This window comes from Nocardia cyriacigeorgica (assembly GCF_010858045.1).
Taxonomy (GTDB): Bacteria; Actinomycetota; Actinomycetes; order Mycobacteriales; family Mycobacteriaceae; genus Nocardia; species Nocardia cyriacigeorgica_E.
This window is the reverse complement of record NZ_JAAGVC010000016.1, coordinates 90,356-108,237: the sequence shown is the minus strand read 5'-3', so window position 1 is coordinate 108,237 and position 17,882 is coordinate 90,356. Positions and strand designations below refer to the sequence as shown.

The 17,882-nt window shown below is 67.5% G+C and carries 19 protein-coding genes; 7 read left to right on the top strand and 12 right to left on the bottom strand.

Annotated features, from left to right (window positions below):
- Positions 1-26: 26 nt before the first annotated feature.
- From GV790_RS16390 to GV790_RS16375, 4 genes are all read right to left on the bottom strand, one after another.
- Positions 27-1,385 (bottom strand): hypothetical protein, encoded by a 1,359-nt coding sequence (locus tag GV790_RS16390; RefSeq protein WP_163814214.1) that lies wholly within the window; start codon positions 1,383-1,385, stop codon positions 27-29.
- 94 nt (positions 1,386-1,479) lie between these two features.
- A complete protein-coding gene (locus GV790_RS16385; RefSeq protein ID WP_163814213.1) occupies positions 1,480-1,803 on the bottom strand; it encodes a hypothetical protein in 324 nt (107 codons plus the stop codon).
- 65 nt (positions 1,804-1,868) lie between these two features.
- Positions 1,869-2,210, bottom strand: a complete 342-nt coding sequence (locus tag GV790_RS16380; RefSeq protein ID WP_163814212.1) for a hypothetical protein — start codon at positions 2,208-2,210, stop codon at positions 1,869-1,871.
- A gap of 20 nt (positions 2,211-2,230) precedes the next feature.
- Positions 2,231-2,560, bottom strand: a complete 330-nt coding sequence (locus GV790_RS16375) for a hypothetical protein (protein WP_163814211.1) — start codon at positions 2,558-2,560, stop codon at positions 2,231-2,233.
- Between the two features lie 318 nt (positions 2,561-2,878).
- On the opposite strand from GV790_RS16375, the gene GV790_RS16370 reads away from it, so the two are divergent.
- Complete coding sequence (locus tag GV790_RS16370) at positions 2,879-3,451, top strand: TetR/AcrR family transcriptional regulator (RefSeq protein ID WP_163814210.1); 573 nt, start codon at positions 2,879-2,881, stop codon at positions 3,449-3,451.
- 77 nt (positions 3,452-3,528) lie between these two features.
- Here GV790_RS16370 and GV790_RS16365 read toward each other — a convergent pair whose 3' ends face one another.
- Positions 3,529-3,852, bottom strand: coding sequence for a hypothetical protein (locus GV790_RS16365; RefSeq protein WP_163814209.1), 324 nt, complete (start codon positions 3,850-3,852; stop codon positions 3,529-3,531).
- 204 nt (positions 3,853-4,056) lie between these two features.
- On the opposite strand from GV790_RS16365, the gene GV790_RS16360 reads away from it, so the two are divergent.
- Positions 4,057-4,317, top strand: coding sequence for a hypothetical protein (locus GV790_RS16360; protein ID WP_163814208.1), 261 nt, complete (start codon positions 4,057-4,059; stop codon positions 4,315-4,317).
- A gap of 7 nt (positions 4,318-4,324) precedes the next feature.
- Here the strand turns inward: GV790_RS16360 and GV790_RS16355 are convergent, their stop codons facing one another.
- Positions 4,325-4,792, bottom strand: coding sequence for a nitroreductase/quinone reductase family protein (locus GV790_RS16355; RefSeq protein ID WP_163814207.1), 468 nt, complete (start codon positions 4,790-4,792; stop codon positions 4,325-4,327).
- A 254-nt stretch (positions 4,793-5,046) separates the two neighbouring features.
- Positions 5,047-6,483, bottom strand: coding sequence for a type I glutamate--ammonia ligase (gene glnA, locus GV790_RS16350; protein WP_163814206.1), 1,437 nt, complete (start codon positions 6,481-6,483; stop codon positions 5,047-5,049).
- Positions 6,484-6,735: 252 nt separating this feature from the next.
- Between glnA and GV790_RS16345 the strand changes: the two genes are divergently transcribed.
- Complete coding sequence (locus tag GV790_RS16345; protein WP_163814205.1) at positions 6,736-7,266, top strand: RDD family protein; 531 nt, start codon at positions 6,736-6,738, stop codon at positions 7,264-7,266.
- A gap of 205 nt (positions 7,267-7,471) precedes the next feature.
- Here GV790_RS16345 and GV790_RS16340 read toward each other — a convergent pair whose 3' ends face one another.
- A complete protein-coding gene (locus GV790_RS16340; RefSeq protein ID WP_163814204.1) occupies positions 7,472-8,206 on the bottom strand; it encodes a DUF4191 domain-containing protein in 735 nt (244 codons plus the stop codon).
- Between the two features lie 209 nt (positions 8,207-8,415).
- On the opposite strand from GV790_RS16340, the gene GV790_RS16335 reads away from it, so the two are divergent.
- Positions 8,416-10,062: a CocE/NonD family hydrolase gene (locus tag GV790_RS16335; protein WP_163814203.1), complete on the top strand. Its 1,647-nt coding sequence runs from the start codon at positions 8,416-8,418 to the stop codon at positions 10,060-10,062.
- Between the two features lie 200 nt (positions 10,063-10,262).
- Positions 10,263-11,699 carry a M20 family peptidase gene (locus GV790_RS16330; protein WP_280211891.1) on the top strand — a complete coding sequence of 479 codons (1,437 nt, stop codon included), beginning with the start codon at positions 10,263-10,265 and terminating at the stop codon, positions 11,697-11,699.
- On the opposite strand, the gene GV790_RS31760 is transcribed toward GV790_RS16330, so the two are convergent.
- Complete coding sequence (locus tag GV790_RS31760) at positions 11,632-12,366, bottom strand: hypothetical protein (protein ID WP_309139007.1); 735 nt, start codon at positions 12,364-12,366, stop codon at positions 11,632-11,634. The two genes, GV790_RS16330 and GV790_RS31760, sit on opposite strands and share 68 nt — an antisense overlap.
- 445 nt (positions 12,367-12,811) lie before the next feature.
- Between GV790_RS31760 and GV790_RS31755 the strand changes: the two genes are divergently transcribed.
- Positions 12,812-13,882 (top strand): alpha/beta hydrolase, encoded by a 1,071-nt coding sequence (locus GV790_RS31755; protein WP_280211888.1) that lies wholly within the window; start codon positions 12,812-12,814, stop codon positions 13,880-13,882.
- A 69-nt stretch (positions 13,883-13,951) separates the two neighbouring features.
- Here the strand turns inward: GV790_RS31755 and GV790_RS16320 are convergent, their stop codons facing one another.
- Together GV790_RS16320 and GV790_RS16315 are read right to left on the bottom strand one after the other, a co-directional pair.
- Positions 13,952-15,391, bottom strand: a complete 1,440-nt coding sequence (locus tag GV790_RS16320; protein ID WP_163814201.1) for a metallopeptidase — start codon at positions 15,389-15,391, stop codon at positions 13,952-13,954.
- Between the two features lie 154 nt (positions 15,392-15,545).
- Complete coding sequence (locus tag GV790_RS16315) at positions 15,546-16,490, bottom strand: endonuclease/exonuclease/phosphatase family protein (protein ID WP_256673337.1); 945 nt, start codon at positions 16,488-16,490, stop codon at positions 15,546-15,548.
- 90 nt (positions 16,491-16,580) lie between these two features.
- Here GV790_RS16315 and GV790_RS16310 point away from each other — a divergent pair, with 90 nt between their 5' ends.
- Complete coding sequence (locus GV790_RS16310) at positions 16,581-16,868, top strand: hypothetical protein (protein WP_163814200.1); 288 nt, start codon at positions 16,581-16,583, stop codon at positions 16,866-16,868.
- Positions 16,869-16,922: 54 nt separating this feature from the next.
- Here GV790_RS16310 and GV790_RS16305 read toward each other — a convergent pair whose 3' ends face one another.
- A complete protein-coding gene (locus GV790_RS16305; RefSeq protein WP_228816122.1) occupies positions 16,923-17,831 on the bottom strand; it encodes a TIGR03620 family F420-dependent LLM class oxidoreductase in 909 nt (302 codons plus the stop codon).
- Positions 17,832-17,882 lie beyond the last annotated feature (51 nt).

The window sequence follows — 17,882 nt, the reverse complement described above, 5'->3', positions numbered from 1 at the left end:
CATGGTTTCCCAGATCACGGATACCGTCACACGAGGTATCGATGGCGCTGGTCGCTTCGATCCGGCCGACTGGCTGACCGGCCGCCACTGCTGCCGCCGCCACTGTTGCCGCCGCCGTTGCCGCCCTTTCCGTCCTCGTCGCCCTTTCCGTCCCCCTTACCGTCGCCGTCGCCTTTCCCGTCCCCCTTACCGTCGCCGTCGCCTTTCCCGTCCCCCTTACCGCCGTCGCCCTTACCGTCCTTGGGCGGTTCTTTATGGCCTGCGGCCGACTCGTCGACATAGGCGACGAGCAAATCCGTGCATTTCTGGACCGAACCACTCATGATGCCGTACAGCGGATACTCTTCCAAAATACTTTGGATACCCGCAGCAGTACTGCCCTTCTCGCCTTTGACACCTTTGGACAGTTGCTTGGCGATCGCCTCGTTCGCGGTCTCGACATTGTCGTACATCTTCTTGTAAGTGGCGACATTGTCGTTCGTCAGCTTTTCCGCCAACTTCTTCAGATGCTTGTCGTATTCCTTGAATTCGTCGTACTTCTTGCCGATCTTCTTGTTCACATCCTGGTAGCCCTTGTTGGCCTCTCCCGCCCCCTCCAGAGGCTTCACATAGGAAGTGTCGAAGAATTCGTCCTTCAGGGTGGTACCACCCTTTTTATTCTTGCCCTCGACGAGGAACTTCGGAATCTCCGGGTTCTTCGAGCCCATCTGATGCCCGATGTGCTTCAGCTTCAAGTTCATGAAATCCACCCAGCGGCCGAGCGCCGGCGATGGCTTTTCCCCACCCTTGGGAAGCTTGAACTCGAGTGGGTAGTTCTTCGGACTGGTACCGGCTTTCAGGCCCTGGTGCGGCTTGCCCCATACCGCGATCGTGCCCGTATCGGCTTCGGGATTGTATTTATCCCAGCTTTTCGGGATTCCTCCCTTGATCGCAGCTATCCGACCATCGTTGGTGAGCACGAAGTAGTCCGGCTCATGACCGTCGTCGTTTTCCCAGTCTTTGCCTTCTGAGGCCGGGCCGTCAAATGTCGAGTTGCTGGTTTTCGTTGCCCATACATTGACATCTTCTGTCCTTTCCTGCTTACCCCCCATGCCGTTGAGCTCGGTGGTCTTCTGGCCCACCAGGTTCAGCCGGGTGGCGCCCTGCTGCCCGAACCACCCGCCTTCTTCATCGAACTTTATCCGGGTGCCGTTCTTCCCCTCCGACAGCTGGTTGACGATCTTTCCGGTCGAGACCTCTTCGACGACCGCATTACCGTCCTTGACCCCGAAACGGTATTCACCATTCTGGGAGTACAGCCACCGATTCTTGTCTCCTCCGAGCTCGTCGCCTTTAGAGAGGACACCCGCAGTGATGTCGTCCTTTGTCGGCTTGTTACCAGCCACCAGCACAGCCCCTTTTTGCTTATCGCACCAGACCGCTTCGAGTCAGGAGCATTCGATCTATTTCGCGCACCGTGCAGGCACGGGCTTGGCGCAGTTACACCTCGGGTCCGGCACGACGCACCCGGGCGCCACCATCAATATCTTGGCCATCGATACTCACCGCGGTGACATCGAGATAATCGCCGGACAGATTTCGATCGTCCCCGACGCCGGTATAATTCTTCCTGCGTTCATTTATCGCCTGCATCCACAGGCCGCGCGCCTGGTTGGCCGCCTTCCCGAACATCTCTTCGAAATCGCGCTCCCAGTCGGGATCCCCTTCGGCCTTCGCATAGGCGGGTTCAGCGGCCGCGCGCTCCATGTTGGCCTGTTTGCGCGTCTCGGGCGAACTGTGATGCAGAGCCATCTCGACGAACACTCTCCTCGTGTTGTGCCGGGCTACCGTTCGATGTCATGGCGACCATCCGGGTCACATCGTCGCAATCAGCAGTCCGAACCGAATTCATCTCTCAATTTCCGTTGGAATTCGGACTCCGTCGGGAGCCCCAACGTGTCGGCGGTGTAGGGCGCCGCTCCGGCCTCCAGTAGTTCCGCGCGGCGGCCGACCTGTGACTTCAGGTAGGCCAAGCGGGCCACCCGCAGGATCTCGCGGGACAACCAGTAGTCGCTGTTCGACCACACTTCGTCGCCGAGGTGCACACCGGCGACCATGCCGCTGCGGTCGCACGCCACACCAACCGAGAAGTCCGGGTTGAACACTTCGTACAGGATGTTCTGCGCAAGGGGTACCGCGCCGGGCTCACCGAGCTCATCCACGTTCGTCATCCAGGTTTCCCACCTGCCGGTCAGTCCGATTCGCCGGGCACTCGCCCGGGAAGCTCGGGCGGCCGCATCTCGTCCACCGCGATCCCATGTTGGCGAATGGCATCCAGGGCGCTTTCGCGGATAGCGGCCATGATGTCGGCCACGAGCTCCTGTGGGTTGGCTGTACTCGCGATGGTTCCCGGAGCTATGTACAGGTCCGTCAGCCGCCCGAGCCCGTCGACCTCCGGGATGACGCGGCCGGACGGCGAGGGGCGGCGGGCACGGATGCCGTCGATCCGTTCGAGCATCGCATCCATGGCGTGGACCGCCGCTCGTCCACCTTCGAGCGCCGCCTCGGTATCGGGATGCATCCCGAGATCCCAGTTCTCCGACACTGTCACCACCCGGGCGGCAGGTGCCCATCGGCAGTCACGCCGCCGCGAGACCGTGACCCCGCCGGTCGTGCGGCGACGTCGCTCGGCCTATGGATCGTTTGCGCAGGCTGGACACCGTCGAGCCCCATCCGCACACTGCCTCCTCCCGCACTGGTATTTCCCCAACTTTTCACACTCGCGCAGGGTTTTTCATCGTTGGGAAGGCCCGGCCGTTGGGACGATGCCGTCGCAACGCAGCATCCACTACGACTGTGCCGATATCGTCGTAGCCTGCCGCCGACGAAAGAATCCAGCATGGCCGAATCCCCCGATCGCCGGGTGCGCCGCACCCGCGATCTGCTGCATCGCGCGTTGATCGAGCTGATGATCGAACGCGGGTATGAGCGGGTGACGGTCACCGACGTGATCGACCGCGCCGATGTCGGCCGGTCCACCTTCTACGCGCATTATCGGGACAAGGACGATCTGCTGGTGGTGAGTTGCACCGAGTTCCTGCGCCGGGAGATCGCGCGAGTGCGCGCGGTGCCCGGGTCGCCGCTGGCCCCGCTGCGCGTGATGTTCCAGCTGGCCGCGGATTATCCGGATGTCTACCAGCCGCTGATCGGCCCGAAGAGCGGCGCGACGGTGCTGCGCGCCTACCAGCAGTCGGTCCGTAGCATCTTGGCCGAACAGCTCGCGGGGCGGCTCGACATGGACGACGGCGAGTTCTCCGACACCGTCGCATTCCTGTCCTGGGGTGTGATCGGGCTGCTCGGATCGGTTATCGATCCGCGGGCGCCGACGCCGCCGTCGACCGCGTGGCGGCGGTTCGAAGCCCTGTGCACGTCAGGTCTGGGCAGCCGCTTGGGACGAACCAGCCTGCGGTGACACTTCGGAGCGCGCACCGTGCGGCGGCACCTGCCATCGGGACGCTGCGTTCCGGGTGGACAACCGTGCGCGGCCGGTCACTCGGGCGAGCGCGGCGTGCGGCGGCGACGGGACAGGTCGGGCCAGGGCGGGCGACGGAGGACGGCGAGGGTGACGATCACGACGGAGAGCAGACCGAGACATTCGCCGAGCAATGCGATCCGGTTGACGTCGACGGCAGGCACCCAGACGGCCTCGCCGTCACGAATGGTGAAAACTCCGACCGGGCGCACCCCGGTGCCGAACCGGCCATAGCGGTGCGCGACGGTGATGATCGTGGCGCCGTCGGCGGTTTCGAAGGGTTCGCCGTAGATGGGTGTGCCGTCGAGGGCCGCCTGGCCGAGTCGCTCGCCGATCGCCATCGCTTCGATCCCTTCCCGCTGCTCGCCGAGGCCAACACGCGGTTGGCCGATCGGGCGTCTGTTCCCGAGTAGTGTGCGGCACCCGATGCCGTCGCGCACGGCATTCGGTTCAGGACCTCCCGCGTAGGCAGCCGGAACCCGGGTATGCGACCGGCGAGGCGGCAGCAGGTCGCCGGAGGGAACGGAGCTGTTCAGGAGGTTGACATGGGTGCACGTCGAGTGGTCGCGTCCGTCGGGTTCGCGGCCGCCATGACGCTGGCGGGTGCAGGAGTGGCGGGGGCCCAGCCGGCGGCGCCGGAGCCGGAATCGCCGTTGACGCAGTACGTGGAGATGTTGCCGCCGGCGCCGCCGGAGTGCGCGGCCATCTGGGAGCCGATCGAGGATCGGATCGAGGATATGGTGCCGCCGCAGGTCGAACCCGCGTTCGACGCGTTCGACGACTGGTGCGAGGGCCCCACCGACTGAGTGGCGGTCAGCGTGCGGTGAGCCGGAGGACCGGGTAGATCCGCTTGGACTTCTTCTGATATTTCCCGATGCGGGGTTCCTCGGCGACGATGCGTTTCCAGGCTTCCTCGCGGTCGGTGCCGTCCAGCGTCTGCGCGATGACGTCGACGGTGCCCTCGCCGGGGAGTTCGATGGAGACCCGCTCGGGATGCGCCGTCAGGTTGGCGTACCAGTCGGGGTTCACGCTGCCGCCGCCGGAGGCCACGATCAGCTTGGCGTCACCGTCGCCGAACCAGGCGAGGGGCGTCTCGCGCTGCTCCCCGCTGCGGCGGCCGACCGTGTGCAGAATCAGCACATTCATGCCCATCACCTTGCCGCTGCCCTTACGGCGCATCTTCGCGGCGGTGCGTGCGTTCATCTTCTTCTGAAACCACCGCGACAGCGACCCCGGCGTCCCGGGCTTGCGCTTGCCACCCACCTGCTGATCGCCTGCCATCGCCTGACCTCTCATTCCTCGGCCCCGGACGCCGCGCGGATCCGTGCGCGACGCGAACTTGGTATCACGCTAACCAGCGCCGCCCACGCGCCGCTTCTCGATTCCTGATCGCCTCACCGACGGTTACCCCGTCCGAGACAACCGACGCGATGGCGATCCGGCCGCGGGATCGCGGACGGTCTCACTCCCCCAACGGGACGAGCCCTCCCGCACCGAAGGGCGGGAGGGCTCGAAACGTCTTGCGTTACTTCGATTTACACGTCGAAGTAGAGCTCGAACTCGTACGGGTGCGGGCGCAGGTTCACCGGGGCGATTTCCTGCTCGCGCTTGATGTTGATCCAGGTCTCGATCAGGTCCTCGGTGAAGACGTTGCCTTCGGTGAGGTAGTCGTGATCGGCCTCGAGCCGGTCGATGACCGTGGCCAGGCTGGTGGGGGCCTGCGGGATGTTCTTGGCCTCCTCCGGCGGGAGCTCGTAGAGGTCCTTGTCGACCGGGGCCAGCGGCTCGATCTTGCGCTTGATGCCGTCCAGGCCGGCCATCATCATGGCGGCGAAGGCCAGGTACGGGTTACCCGAGGAGTCCGGCGCGCGGAACTCGATGCGCTTGGCCTTCGGGTTGTTGCCGGTGACCGGGATGCGGACCGCGGCGGAGCGGTTGCGCTGCGAGTACACCAGGTTGATCGGGGCCTCGTAACCCGGGACCAGGCGGTGGTAGGAGTTCACGGTCGGGTTGGTGAACGCCAGCAGCGACGGCGCGTGGTGCAGGATGCCGCCGATGTAGTGGCGGGCCAGATCCGACAGGCCACCGTAACCGGACTCGTCGTGGAACAGCGGCTTGCCGTCCTTCCACAGCGACTGGTGCACGTGCATGCCCGAGCCGTTGTCACCGAAGAGCGGCTTCGGCATGAAGGTGACGGTCTTGCCTTCCTGCCACGCGGTGTTCTTGACGATGTACTTGAACAGCTGCAGGTCGTCGGCCGCCGAGAGCAGGGTGTTGAACTTGTAGTTGATCTCGGCCTGGCCGGCGGTGCCGACCTCGTGGTGGCCGCGCTCGAGCTCGAAACCGGCCTGCTGCAGGTTGGTCGAGATCTTGTCGCGCAGGTCGACGTAGTGGTCGTACGGCGCGACGGGGAAGTAACCGCCCTTGTTGCGGACCTTGTAGCCGCGGTTGAGGGTGCCGTCCGGGTTGAACTCCGCGCCGGTGTTCCAGGAACCGGAGACCGACTCGATCTCGTAGAACGCGCCGTTCATGGCCGAGTCGTAACGGATGGAGTCGAAGATGTAGAACTCCGCCTCGGCGCCGAAGTACGCGGTATCGGCGATACCGGTCGAGCGCAGGTACTCCTCCGCCTTACGCGCGATGTTGCGCGGGTCGCGGGAGTAGGCCTCGCGGGTGAACGGGTCGTGCACGAAGAAGTTCAGGTTCAGCGTCTTGGCGGCGCGGAACGGATCCAGCTGCGCGGTGCTGTAGTCGGGCAGCAGCAGCATGTCCGACTCGTCGATCGACTGGAAACCACGCACGGAGGAACCGTCGAACGCCAGCCCTTCCTCGGCCAGGTCGGCGGTGAACGCCTTCGCCGGGATGGAGAAGTGCTGCTGAACACCGGGAAGATCGCTGAAGCGGATGTCGACGTATTCGACGTCCTCATCGGCGATGTATTTGATGACCTCGTCGGCCGTGCTGAACGTCACTTAGTTCTCCTTACGGATTGTTTCCCAGGCCAGTGTCGATTGCATGGGCGTCGCGACCAGACGGTATGGACGCGGTGTTTCCCGGCAGTCAAGGTTGTGTTTCGCCAGTGTTACACGTGCTACCGAACGGGTGGCATGTGCCACCCATGCTCTGACGGTGACGTCATTCTGCCATTCGTGACCTGGGCCAACGGCGTGAGCACCGGTTATGCGGTCGCGGGTGGCCGACCGCATAGACCTATCCTGGAAGCCATGGCACGCATCACCGGATCCTGGCTCTCCGGACCGACAGCGGATCCGGGCGATCCGGCAACTCCCGAGTTTCGCGGCGAACACATCGGATTGCCGCGCGAGGGCGCAGGCTCTCTGGTGGGCATGGGCCGGCGCATCGCGGCACTGATGGTCGACTGGGTCATTGCGATGGGCATCGCGGCGCTGATCGTGCGGCCGGACCCGCAGCAGATCATCGCCGAGGCGGACGTGCCTGCCGGCAAGCAGCCGCCGACCAACTTCGAGGCCGTGGTGAGCGCGCTGAGCACGCCCACATGGATGGTGTGGGTGGTCGTCGGCATCCTCGCGGTGACCCTGTTCGGGTTCACACCCGGCCAGTACTTCCTTCGACTACGCGTGATCCGCGTCGACGCCCCGGTGCGGGTGGGCTTCGTGCGCGCCCTCGGCAGGCAACTGCTGCTCATCTTCGTGGTGCCCGCGCTGTTCACCGATGCCGACGGGCGCGGTATGCACGATCGGGCGACGGGTACGGCGGTCGTGCGCTCGCGCTGACCTCCCGTCCGGAGTCGGTGGTGCTGTTCGGCGGTGCCGCGGCGTTGTGGGCGGTGGGCCTGCCGCCGTGGGGGGCTGGGGTTCGTCGCGACCCTGGTGATCTATCACGTCATCGCGTATGACCGGATTCGTTGGCTGAGCACCCCGCTACGCCAAGGGCCGGTGCCCGCGATCCGGACACCGGCCCTTGCCGAGAATTGTGGGCTCAGCGGCGCCGGATGGTGCGCTGCACGCCGCGCATCTTCGCGCCCGCCGGCATCGGGCCCTTCGGCAGGGCCGGGCCGCTGCGGGCGCTGAGGGCGGCGAGGCGGCCTTCGATGAGGTCGATGCGCTTGGCGTCGATATTGCGGGGCAGCTTGGTGAGGTAGCGCTGAAGTTCCTTGAGCGGAACCTGGCCCTCCTCGTTACCGACGATGACGTCGTAGATCGGGGTGTCGCCGACGAGGCGGGCGGTGCGCTTCTTCTCCTGCGCCAGCAGCGACTTCAACCGTTGCGGCGAACCCTCGGCGACGAAGATCACGCCGGGCAGGCCGACCACGCGGTGCACGGCATCGAGCTGGGTGGTGGCGGCGACGCCGTTGCTGACCCGCCACTTGCCCTGCAGGTTGTCCAGCACCCAGGCCGCGGCACCCGCCTGACCTTCGGCTTTGCTGTACACCGACCGCTGCACCCGGCGACCGAAGATGATGAACGCGACGAGCACACCGAGCAGGATGCCCAGCGGCAGCAGGAACCATTGCAGGCCGAAGATCAGCCCGATCAGGAAGAACACCACGGTGATGCCGACCAGCGCGCCGATCATCAGCGGCAACAGCAGCTTGTCTTCCTTGCGCTGCATCTGGAAGGCCTGCCACAACTGCTGGCGGCGCTCCTTCGACTGCTGTTTGCGGGCCGCTTTCGCCGCGGCCTTCGCTTCCTTGGTGGGCTTACCTGCTGGCATGCCTCTCAGGATAGTGCCCGTGGGTGAGCGTTCCCGCCACGGGACGACCGGCGACAACCACGACGACGGCACCCCGGTTCCGGGGGCTGGACGTTCGTCCGGCGACCCGATACTTCTTAGGTGCGCTGCCGACGTAGTCCGTCGCCGGCCCGCGCGTGGGCTGGAACGGATGCGGAGGTAGTCGAGCGGTGCCTGGTCGACCGGTTCTGGTGCGTGCACTCTTGCTCGTCGTCGGCGTGCTGATGGTGGTGACCGCGGCCGTGCCGATGACCGCGAGCGCGCGGCCGGAGGTACCGCACGAATGGCGTGAGGCCTACATCGACGCACCCGACGGCACCCGGCTGCACGCCGACATCCTGCGCCCGGCCGGTCTGGCCGACGATGAACGCACGCCGGTGATCCTCACCGTCAGCCCGTATCGCGCACATTCGGCGTACCTGAGCGAGCCGCGGCTCGAGGGCGGGCCGTCGGTGGAGAACCTGACGCCCGAGCTGTTCCTGAACGCCGGCTACACCTACGTCATCGTGGACCTGCGCGGATTCGGCGGATCGTCGGGCTGCCCGGATTTCGGGGGACCGGGTGAGCGAGCCGACGTGGCCACCGCGGTGGAATGGGCGGCGAGCCAGCCGTGGTCGAGTGGCAAGGTCGGCATGTGGGGCGCCTCCTACGAGGCGTGGACCGGATTGATGGGGCTGGCGACCGAGCCGAAGGGCCTGGCGGCGGTCGCGGCGTTCGAGCCGGTGGTCGACCCGTACACCTACCTGTACATGGAGGGCGTGTCGTGGAAGTTCTCCGGTAAACCCGTCACCGAGGACGGGGTGCGGCCCGCCGACCTCGCCGGTTTCGAACACGTGCTGATCGCCTCTACCCCGCCGCACCCCGGCGACTCACCCGAGTACCAGGCCAACGCACTGCAACTGCCGATGCAGTGCTACGCCCGCTACCTCCAGGACATCACCGACCACAACGGCGACACCGCGTTCTGGCGCGATCGCGATCTGGTCGCCAAGCTGGGCGGCACCACCACTCCGCTGTTCCTCGGGCAGGGGTTCCTCGACTACAACACCCGCGCCTACCGCGTCTTCGACCTGTGGAACAACCTCGGCCCGGGCGACCACAAGGCATGGTTCGGGCAGTGGGGACACCAGACCTGCCACGAGAAGTGCGCGACCCCGCATTTCGACACCGAACTGCTGGCGTTCTTCGACAAGCATGTGGCCGGGCGCGACGTGCAGATTCCGGGGCCGCGGGTCACCGTCGGGCAGTTCGACGGACGGTGGCGCGGTGAGACGCAATGGCCGGCCGCCGACACCGTGCGCGTCCCGGTCGAGCTGCGCACCGCGCGCTATACCGATCGCGGATTGCTGCCGGGACCGGATCGAGAGATCTGGTCGGTGACCGAGCCCTTCGACCGTGCGGTGCATCTGTCGGGAATCCCGACGGCGACGTTGTCGCTGGCCGGGCCGCCGAACGCGACGGTGGCGGTGGAGCTGTTCGATATCGCGCCGGACAACAACGCCGTCGTCATCACCCGGGGGATCGCGCCGGTGAGCCAGACCGCGCAGGTGCGGCTGCTGGCCCAGGATTGGCCCATCGCGGCCGGACATCGGCTCGGCGCGCGCATCACCGATGTGGTGGACGACGTCTGGTCGCACTCCCCCGCCTTCGCCGAGGTCACCGTCACCGCGGCGCGCCTCGAGGTGCCCGTCCTGACCCAGCCGCGCACGGCCGATCTGCCCGGCGGTATCGGCGAGGCCATCCCGAAGTGGCATCGCAAGAAGACCCGCACCCTCGACGCCGGGGTGGTGAACAATGCAGTGGTGCCGATGAACCTGCCCACTGCGCCCACCCGATGAGCGGGGCCGCCCGCAACGAGCCCGACGAAGGCGCCCCGGTCGGTGCCGCCGACAGGTCCGTGCCCGCCGCTGGACCACGTGAACCCGGCGCGGACGGGTCGGCGTCCGACGGCACGGTAGCCGGGGAGCGGCCCGATCGGGGCGAGCCGGTTGATCCGACCACCGGCGGTCGAATGGTCGGGGCGGATGTCGACTCCTCCGTGCCCGCCACATCGGAGGCTCGGGCGCTGGCCGCTGCCGGCAGCGATCCCTTCGGCCGGTCGCACCCGATCGACGGCGTCGATGACGCGACGGCGGAGCGGCTGGCAGCGGCGCTGCGGTGTGCGACCGTGTCGCGGGAGGATCCGGCCGAGATCGACGATGCGGCGTTCGCGCTGTTGGCCGAGCACCTGGAGCGGTCGTTCCCGCGAGTGCATGCCGAGCTGGACCTGGAATTGTTCGGGCACAGCAGGCTCTACACCTGGCCCGGGACGGATCCGTCGCGGACGGCGGCGATCCTGCTCGCGCATCAGGATGTCGTTCCGGCCGATGATCAACCGCATTGGACGCATCCGCCGTTCATGGGTGTCGTCGATGAGCAGTACATCTGGGGGCGCGGCGCGATCGACGACAAGAGCCGGGTGATGGCGATCCTCGAGGCCGTCGAATCGGCCCTCGCCGCGGGGATTCAGCCGGCGCAGACGGTGTATCTGGCGTTCGGGCACGACGAAGAGGTCTTCGGCGACGACGGCGCTGTCCGCATGGCGCAGGCGCTGCGCGAGCGGGGTGTGCGGGCGGAACTGCTGCTCGATGAAGGCGGGGTGATCACCGAAGGCGTCGCCGATGGCGTCGCCCGGCCGGTGGCCTCGATCATGGTGGGCGAGAAGGGATACGCGACCGTCCGGCTGTCGGTGAACGATGTCGGCGGGCACTCGTCGATGCCGGGGAAACAGACGGCGGTCGGGCGCATCGCGCGGGCGGTGGGGCGACTGCAGGATCGGCCGATGCCGCTGCGATTGACACCGGTCATCACCGACATGCTGAGCCGTCTGCGCGCGGCCATGCCACCGGCCCGGCGCACGCTGCTCGGCATGGCAGGGGTCGCCGGGCCCGTGATCACCCGGGTGCTGGCCGCCAGACCGCAGACCGAGGCGATGGTGCGGACCACGACGGCGCCGACCGTCATCCGCGGCGGGGTGAAAGCCAACGTGCTGCCCCAGCACGCCGAGGCGCTGATCAACTTCCGGATCCTGCCCGGCGACTCGGTGCACGGAGTGCTGGAACACTGCCGCCGCGTCGTCGGCGATGACGGCGTGCGGATCGAGCTGGTCGGCATGTCATCGGAGCCGTCTCGGGTCGCCACTGCCGGCCCGGCTTTCGACCGGATCGCTCGCCTGGCCAGCGAGGTGGTGCCCGGTATCGTCGTCACCACCGGCCTGGTCCCCGGCGCCACCGACTCGCGCCACTACGACGATCTGGCCCGCACCCGCTGCAACTTCGCCCCTGTCGTCTTCGACCGGACCGATCTCGAACGCATCCATGGAACCGATGAACGGATCTCCCGCGTCAACTACGCTCGCCTCATCGCATTCAACCGGCGGCTGATCGACCAGCTCGCCGACCCGGCGCCACGCCCCACCCGAGGAACCGACACATGAGCCAAGCCGCCGAGCCGGACAAGCACTCCGCCTCCAGCACAACCGATTCCGCGACGACCGACACTGGAAACGGTGCCGCGAAGACCCCGGCAAAGGCCGCGGCCAAGAAGGCCACCACGCGGGCCTCACGCGCCACCAAGAGCACATCCTCCGGCGCCGCGTCTGGCGCGGCAGCCAAGAAGGCCGGAACGGCGGCGAAGAAGGCCGGCACAGCGGCCGAGAAGACCGGCACAGCAGCGGCGGCGAAGAACACCGGCACGGCGGCGAAAAAGGCCGGCACGGCTGCCAAGACCGCCGCGAAGGCGACAGCGCGCGGCGCGGCGAAGAGCACTGCGGCCACATCCGCCGCGACCAAGAGCACGGCCGACTCCGAGGTGACAAGCGCGGGCACGCCCGCTTCCGGCACCGCCGATTCCACCGCCGCCCCGGCGAAGAAGCGGCCCGCGAAGAAGGCCGCGCCGAAACCGGTGACCACGGCCTCCACCGACGCTGCCACCACCGGGTCGACGCCGGAAGCCGCCACCGGCACCACCGGCGACCGTCCCGCGAAGAAGACGGCCGCGAGCACGCGCGCCCGCAAGACCACTTCGACCAGCCCGGCATCGCGCCCGGCTGCGAAGAAGTCCGCTACCAAGGCGGCCGCATCGAGCTCTGCTACCGCGGACACCGACGCCGCACCCACGAACACGCAAGACGCAGGCAACTCCGAACCGCTGGGCGCTGCCGCGAATACAAAGGCATCGAGCTCCGCACCGGACTCCGCCACCGCAGTCACCGATGCCACAACCACCGACACGCAAGAAGCAGGCGGTACCGAACCGGCCACCGCCGCAGCAGGACCGGCCACCGACGACGCTTCCGAGACCAGCGCGGGTTCGGGCAGGATCGGCGCCGATTCAGGCGAGACCGACGTAGTTCCGGCCGAGTCCGACGCAGTATCAGCCGAGGCCAGCGCGGCTTCGATCGAGACCGACACGGCTCCGAGCGCATCCGACGCAGCTCCGGGCGAGACAGGCGCAGCATCGGCCGACACCGACGCGGTTCCGAGCGCGTCCAGCGCGAATTCAGGCGAGTCGAGCACAGTTTCGGCCGAGACCAGCGCGGATGCGGCCGTGTCCAGCGCAGATTCGACCGCGACCACCAGCGAAGCTTCGGGCGACGCGAACGGCGACGACGCGGAACCCGCCGCGGACATCGCCGTGTCCGACGACACCGCGGCATCCGGCGCCGCGACGGCACTCGACAGCGATTCGACCGGCGCAGAGAACCCGCCGGAGATCGCGGACGCAGCCGGCGCGAGCTCAACTGCATCCGCGACAGATAGCGCCGCCTCGACCTCCGGCGAACAGCCCCACGCCGATTCCGGCTCCTTCATCGGGCACGGTGCCCGGATCGAGTGGCGGGCCTGGCTGCCCGAAGGCGGGGCACGCGGGGTGATCGTGCTGGTGCACGGTGTCGCCGAGCATGCCGGGCGGTATGAGCATGTGGGGCGTCGGCTGGCCGATGCCGGGTTCGCGGTGTACGCGCTGGATCATCCGGGGCACGGGAATTCCGGTGGGGCGCGGGCGAATATCGGGTCGATGGATGCGGCGGCCGATAATGTGGCGACGTTGCTCGCGATGGCGCGGCGGGAGTTCCCCGCGGTGCCCGCGTTCCTGCTCGGACATTCGATGGGCAGCCTGATCGTGCTGTTCCTGGTGACGCGGGCGCCGATCGAGGTGGACGGTGTCGTGGTGTCGGCGCCGCCGCTCGACATCCCGGTGGGCAATCCGATTCAGCGGCTGCTGGCACCGGTGCTCACCAAGATCACACCCAATCTCGGTGTGCTGAAACTGGATTCGTCCGATATCAGCCGCGATCCGAAGGTCGTCGCCGCCTACGACAGCGACCCACTGGTGTTCCGTGGCAAGCTCCCCGCGCGGACCGCCACCGAAATACTCAACGCCGCAATCGCCGTCAAGGGTCGCCTGCGGAAGCTCACCGCACCGACGCTCGCGATGCACGGCACCGCCGACACCATTGCCGCGCCGTCGAGCACCGATCTCATCGAAAAGGGCGCGGGCGCCGAGGATCTCACCGTGCGCCGCTACGACGGCCTGTACCACGAGATCTTCAACGAGCCCGAGCAGGACCAGGTGCTCACCGACGTCGTGGACTGGTTGGAAGCACACCTCGGCACGTAGGCCGGCCCGCACAGCAGAAGGCGCCGAGGTCGACAACCCGACCTCGGCGCCTTCGCTGCTCGGACTACCTCAGTTGTACTTGTTGGCGCAGGCCGCCTCGCCCTCGAGCACACCCAGACGGAACGCCTCGAGCCGCAGATACCCGCTCTCCACGGTCTCGCCGTTGACGTCGCTGGCCGCCAGACCGTCCGAGAGAAGACCGGAAATGGCCTCGTCCAGATCACCGGCCGAGAGCTGAACTTCACGGCCCGGCTTGCTCAGTTCGGTGGTGATCGCACCGGACAGGCAGGAGGTGCGCAGGCCGGCGGTGTCCGCGCCCTCCAGCGACAGGCCCCGTGCCTTCTGCACGGCGAGGGTGTAGCGGGAGATGAAGACGACGTAGGCGTTGTAGTCGCCGCTGACGATCGCCGAGAGCGGTTTGTCCTCGTCCTCCAGCGGGCCCGCGCGTTCGGCGAGCGCCGGGATGTCGGTGCCGATGGAGTTGGCGTCCGGGCAGTAGGACACCGGCTCGGTGACGGTCACTCCGGAGCAGCTCGACGCCACACCCGAGTAGTCGTACTGCGGAGCGACATCCGACGGCAGCGCCTCGGCCGCGGCATTGGCGACGCTGACCAGCGATTCCTGATCGACCGGCAGCTGACGTTCGCCGTGGTCGTCTTCGAAGGTGATCGGCAGGCCCGCACGGCGCTGTTCGATCTCGTCCTCATTGATCGCCTTGCAGGCTTCGGCGCCGCTGGTGTAACCCATCTGCACCGCGGTCACCCGCTCGAACGCCGAACCGTGCACGTTGTCCGGGTCGTCCGGGTCGCGGTCGCGCACCGCGACCGTCGCGCCGAGCACACCGTTGAGGCCGTCGGTGGTGTTCATCGTGAAGTACTGGGAATCGCCCTCGGCGACGTAGCGCAGGTACACACCGGCCAGGCAGTCGGCCTGCTGTTCGCGCACCAGCCCGGGGGTGCGCCGGTCGGAGATCTTGGCCTGGCCTTGCAGGGCGTGGCCGTACTCGTGGGCCAGCACCATGACCACCGACATGTCGCCGAACTCTTTGACCAGCTCAGGGAGCAGCACGCCGCGGTCCCAGCCGATCGAATGGTCGGAGCCGCAGTAGGCGGCATTGACCATTTGATAGGTGTCGATGGTGCAGAACTCGACCGCCTCGGATTTCGGCGCCAACGCGGACCAGGAGATCAGCTGCTGCACCGGCTCGAAGGTGCCGGGAAAGGTCTTGCTGTACTCCTTTTTCCAGAATTCCTGCACGTCGTAGACGGCGTTGAGGGCGAGTTGGTCCATCGGCCCGCCGTCACCGTTCTCGGCCTGGATCGGCGCGTCCGGGGCGTCGGGGCGCGGCCCGCTCGGACCGGTGCTCGACGTGGCACCCGCGATCTGCCACGGGTTTTCCTGCCCCGGACCCGACTGCGCTGCCTCGGCCGATTCCGAACAGCCGGTGAGCACCAACGCGGCGCACGCCGCGATGGCGGCGGCAAAGCGCAGCCGCTTGTTCCTTGTCACTTGAATGCCTCCCCAAGTTCGACCGGGCCGGAATACAACCCGGGCCCGGACCGGCGCCGCATGCGCCTGCCGTCCGAGCGCTCCACATCGTAATCGCTCGGCGGCGCCGATACGCATCGTCGCGGCGGAAATTCGCGGCGATGCGGTGTCTCGATCAGTGCAAGTGGATGCGGGCCAGGACGGCGCGATGGTCGGTGCCCGGCACGACCATGGTCCAGACCTCGTCGGCGGTGGCGTCGGCGAGCAGGACGTGGTCGATGCCGATGACCGGGCCCCAGCTCCGGTCCTGCGGGTAGCTGCGCAGTGGGCCCGCCCCGGCCTGATCGGCGGCGGATTCGAAACGGCCGCGCAGCAAGTCGCGGAAGGCGCTGTGGTCGCGGGTGGCGTTGAAGTCGGCGCCGACGATGGCCGGACGCTGCTCCACGTCGAGAAGGTCGCGAATGGCGCTCAATTCGCGCTGCCACCTGCCGAAATCCACCGGCGGCGGTACCGGATGGAAGGCGTAGACCGCGATGGCGCCGCGATCGGGGTGGTCCATGATCGCGGAGATGTTGTTGAGCAGGAATCCGTCGTAGTTCTCGGTGTCGCGCAACGGGTATCGGCTGTAGATGCCGGTGCCGACGCCGCCGGCCTCGGAATCTTCCAGGTAGTGGTACGGGAGCAGAGTGTCGATTCCGGCGGCGGTGAGTCCGGCGACGGCGGCGGGGGTGAGCTCGTTCAATGTGAGCACATCCACGCTCTGCGCGCGCACGGCCTCGACCACCGCACCCGTATCCGCCCCGCCGAACAGCAGATTCGACTGCATCACGGTCAGTTCCGGCCCGGTGGCGGCGTGGCCGTCCGGCACGTAGATCGGTACTTGGGTCCACAACGCCGCGGCCACCGCGACGCCGGCGGCGATCATGCTGCGCCGCCCGCGAGCGATGACGAACAACACCAGCGCCACGATCGTGCCGAGCATCAGCAGCGACGCACCGGAAGCCAGCAGGACCATCGTCCGCCGCTGCGATCCGCTGAAGTACAGCGCGATCCCCGCGACTCCCGCCAGCAAGGCAACCCACCCCGTGCCGAGCAGCGCTCGGTTCACCCATGTTCGCATGTCTGGGACCCTAGAACGGGCCGGTGACGGATTCGTGGATCAATTGTGTGGATCCTGTGAGAATCGACTCGCCCGGACAGGAGGAGCACCGTGTACTTCGAAGAATTCGATTCCCCTGGCGCGCTCACCCGCGACGCCGCCGAAGCGTTGCTCGACGTGGCGGGCCGCTACTCCTCCACCATCGTCGTCACCGCCAACGCGCACTCGGTGCACGCGCCGCTACTGCCGCTGTGCTGGGAAGAACTCGGTATCGCGGCAGGTACCGCGGTCACCGTCACCGCCGACAACGGGCATCAGCCGCCCGATCTCGAAGACCGCCGTGCGCTCGGCGATTTCGTCGGCAGCTTTCGCCGACTCACCGCGCCGGGCGCTCGATAGTGGTCGAGCACCGCGCCGCCGACTGCCGCCGAAGCCCGAAGCCCGAAGCCCAGGTCAGCGCGGACTGTGGATGTCGAGGCCGGCCAGAAGCCTCCACTGCTGCGCCGGGATGGTGAACGGCTCGGCCGGGAGCGCCTGAAGGCACACGTGGTCGGCGCCGGCGGACAGATGCGCGGCGATCCGTTGTCCGACTCGGTCCTCCCCGATCGCGACCAACGCGTCGACGAGCCGGTCACTGCCGGGTGCGGCGAGATCGGCGTCGGTGAAGCCGAGTCGCTGCCAGCTCGCCCGGTATCCAGGGTTGGTCAGGTAGGCGCCCACGTGTGCGAGAGCGCGGCCGCGGGCATCGGCGTCGTCGGCCCCTACCACCACGGCCTGTTCGACCACGAGAGTCCGGTCCGGCCCGAGAACGGCACGCGCCTGCGCGGTGTGTTCGGGTGTCGTGAGATAGGTGATGGCGCCGTCGGCCCTGTCCCGGGCCAGTTCCAGAGCGCGCGGGCCGAGCGCCGCGAGTACTCGCGGTAGGCGGCCGGAGTCCGGCAGTCCGAGCTGGGCTCGCAAGCTGTCGGGCGCGTCGAGATCGTCCAGGTAGGCGCGCAGGGCGGCCAGCGGTTTGCGGTATTCGAGTCCGAGCACACCTTCGACGACACGAGGATTGGATGTGCCCGCCCCGAACACGAACCGCCCCGGGTAGGCGTCCAGGACCGCCCGGGCCGAGGCGCGCATCCAGTGCGGATGGCGACCGTAGGTCACCGCGATCCCCGTGCCGACCACCAGCCTGCGGGTGGCGGCGAGCAGCCCGGCGGCCGTGACGAACGGGTCGTGCGCGAGCCCCTCGCTGAGCCAGATCGCGCCGAGCCCCAGGCCCTCCAGCTCCGCGGCCATTGCCCCGACCACCGGCGGCGGCTGCAGATCGAGCCCGTTCACCCAGATGCCGGTACGCGGCAGATTCGGCGGCAACATCACGTTCGGCTCCTGTCGATTACAATTCGGAATGCCATTCCGAATATACGG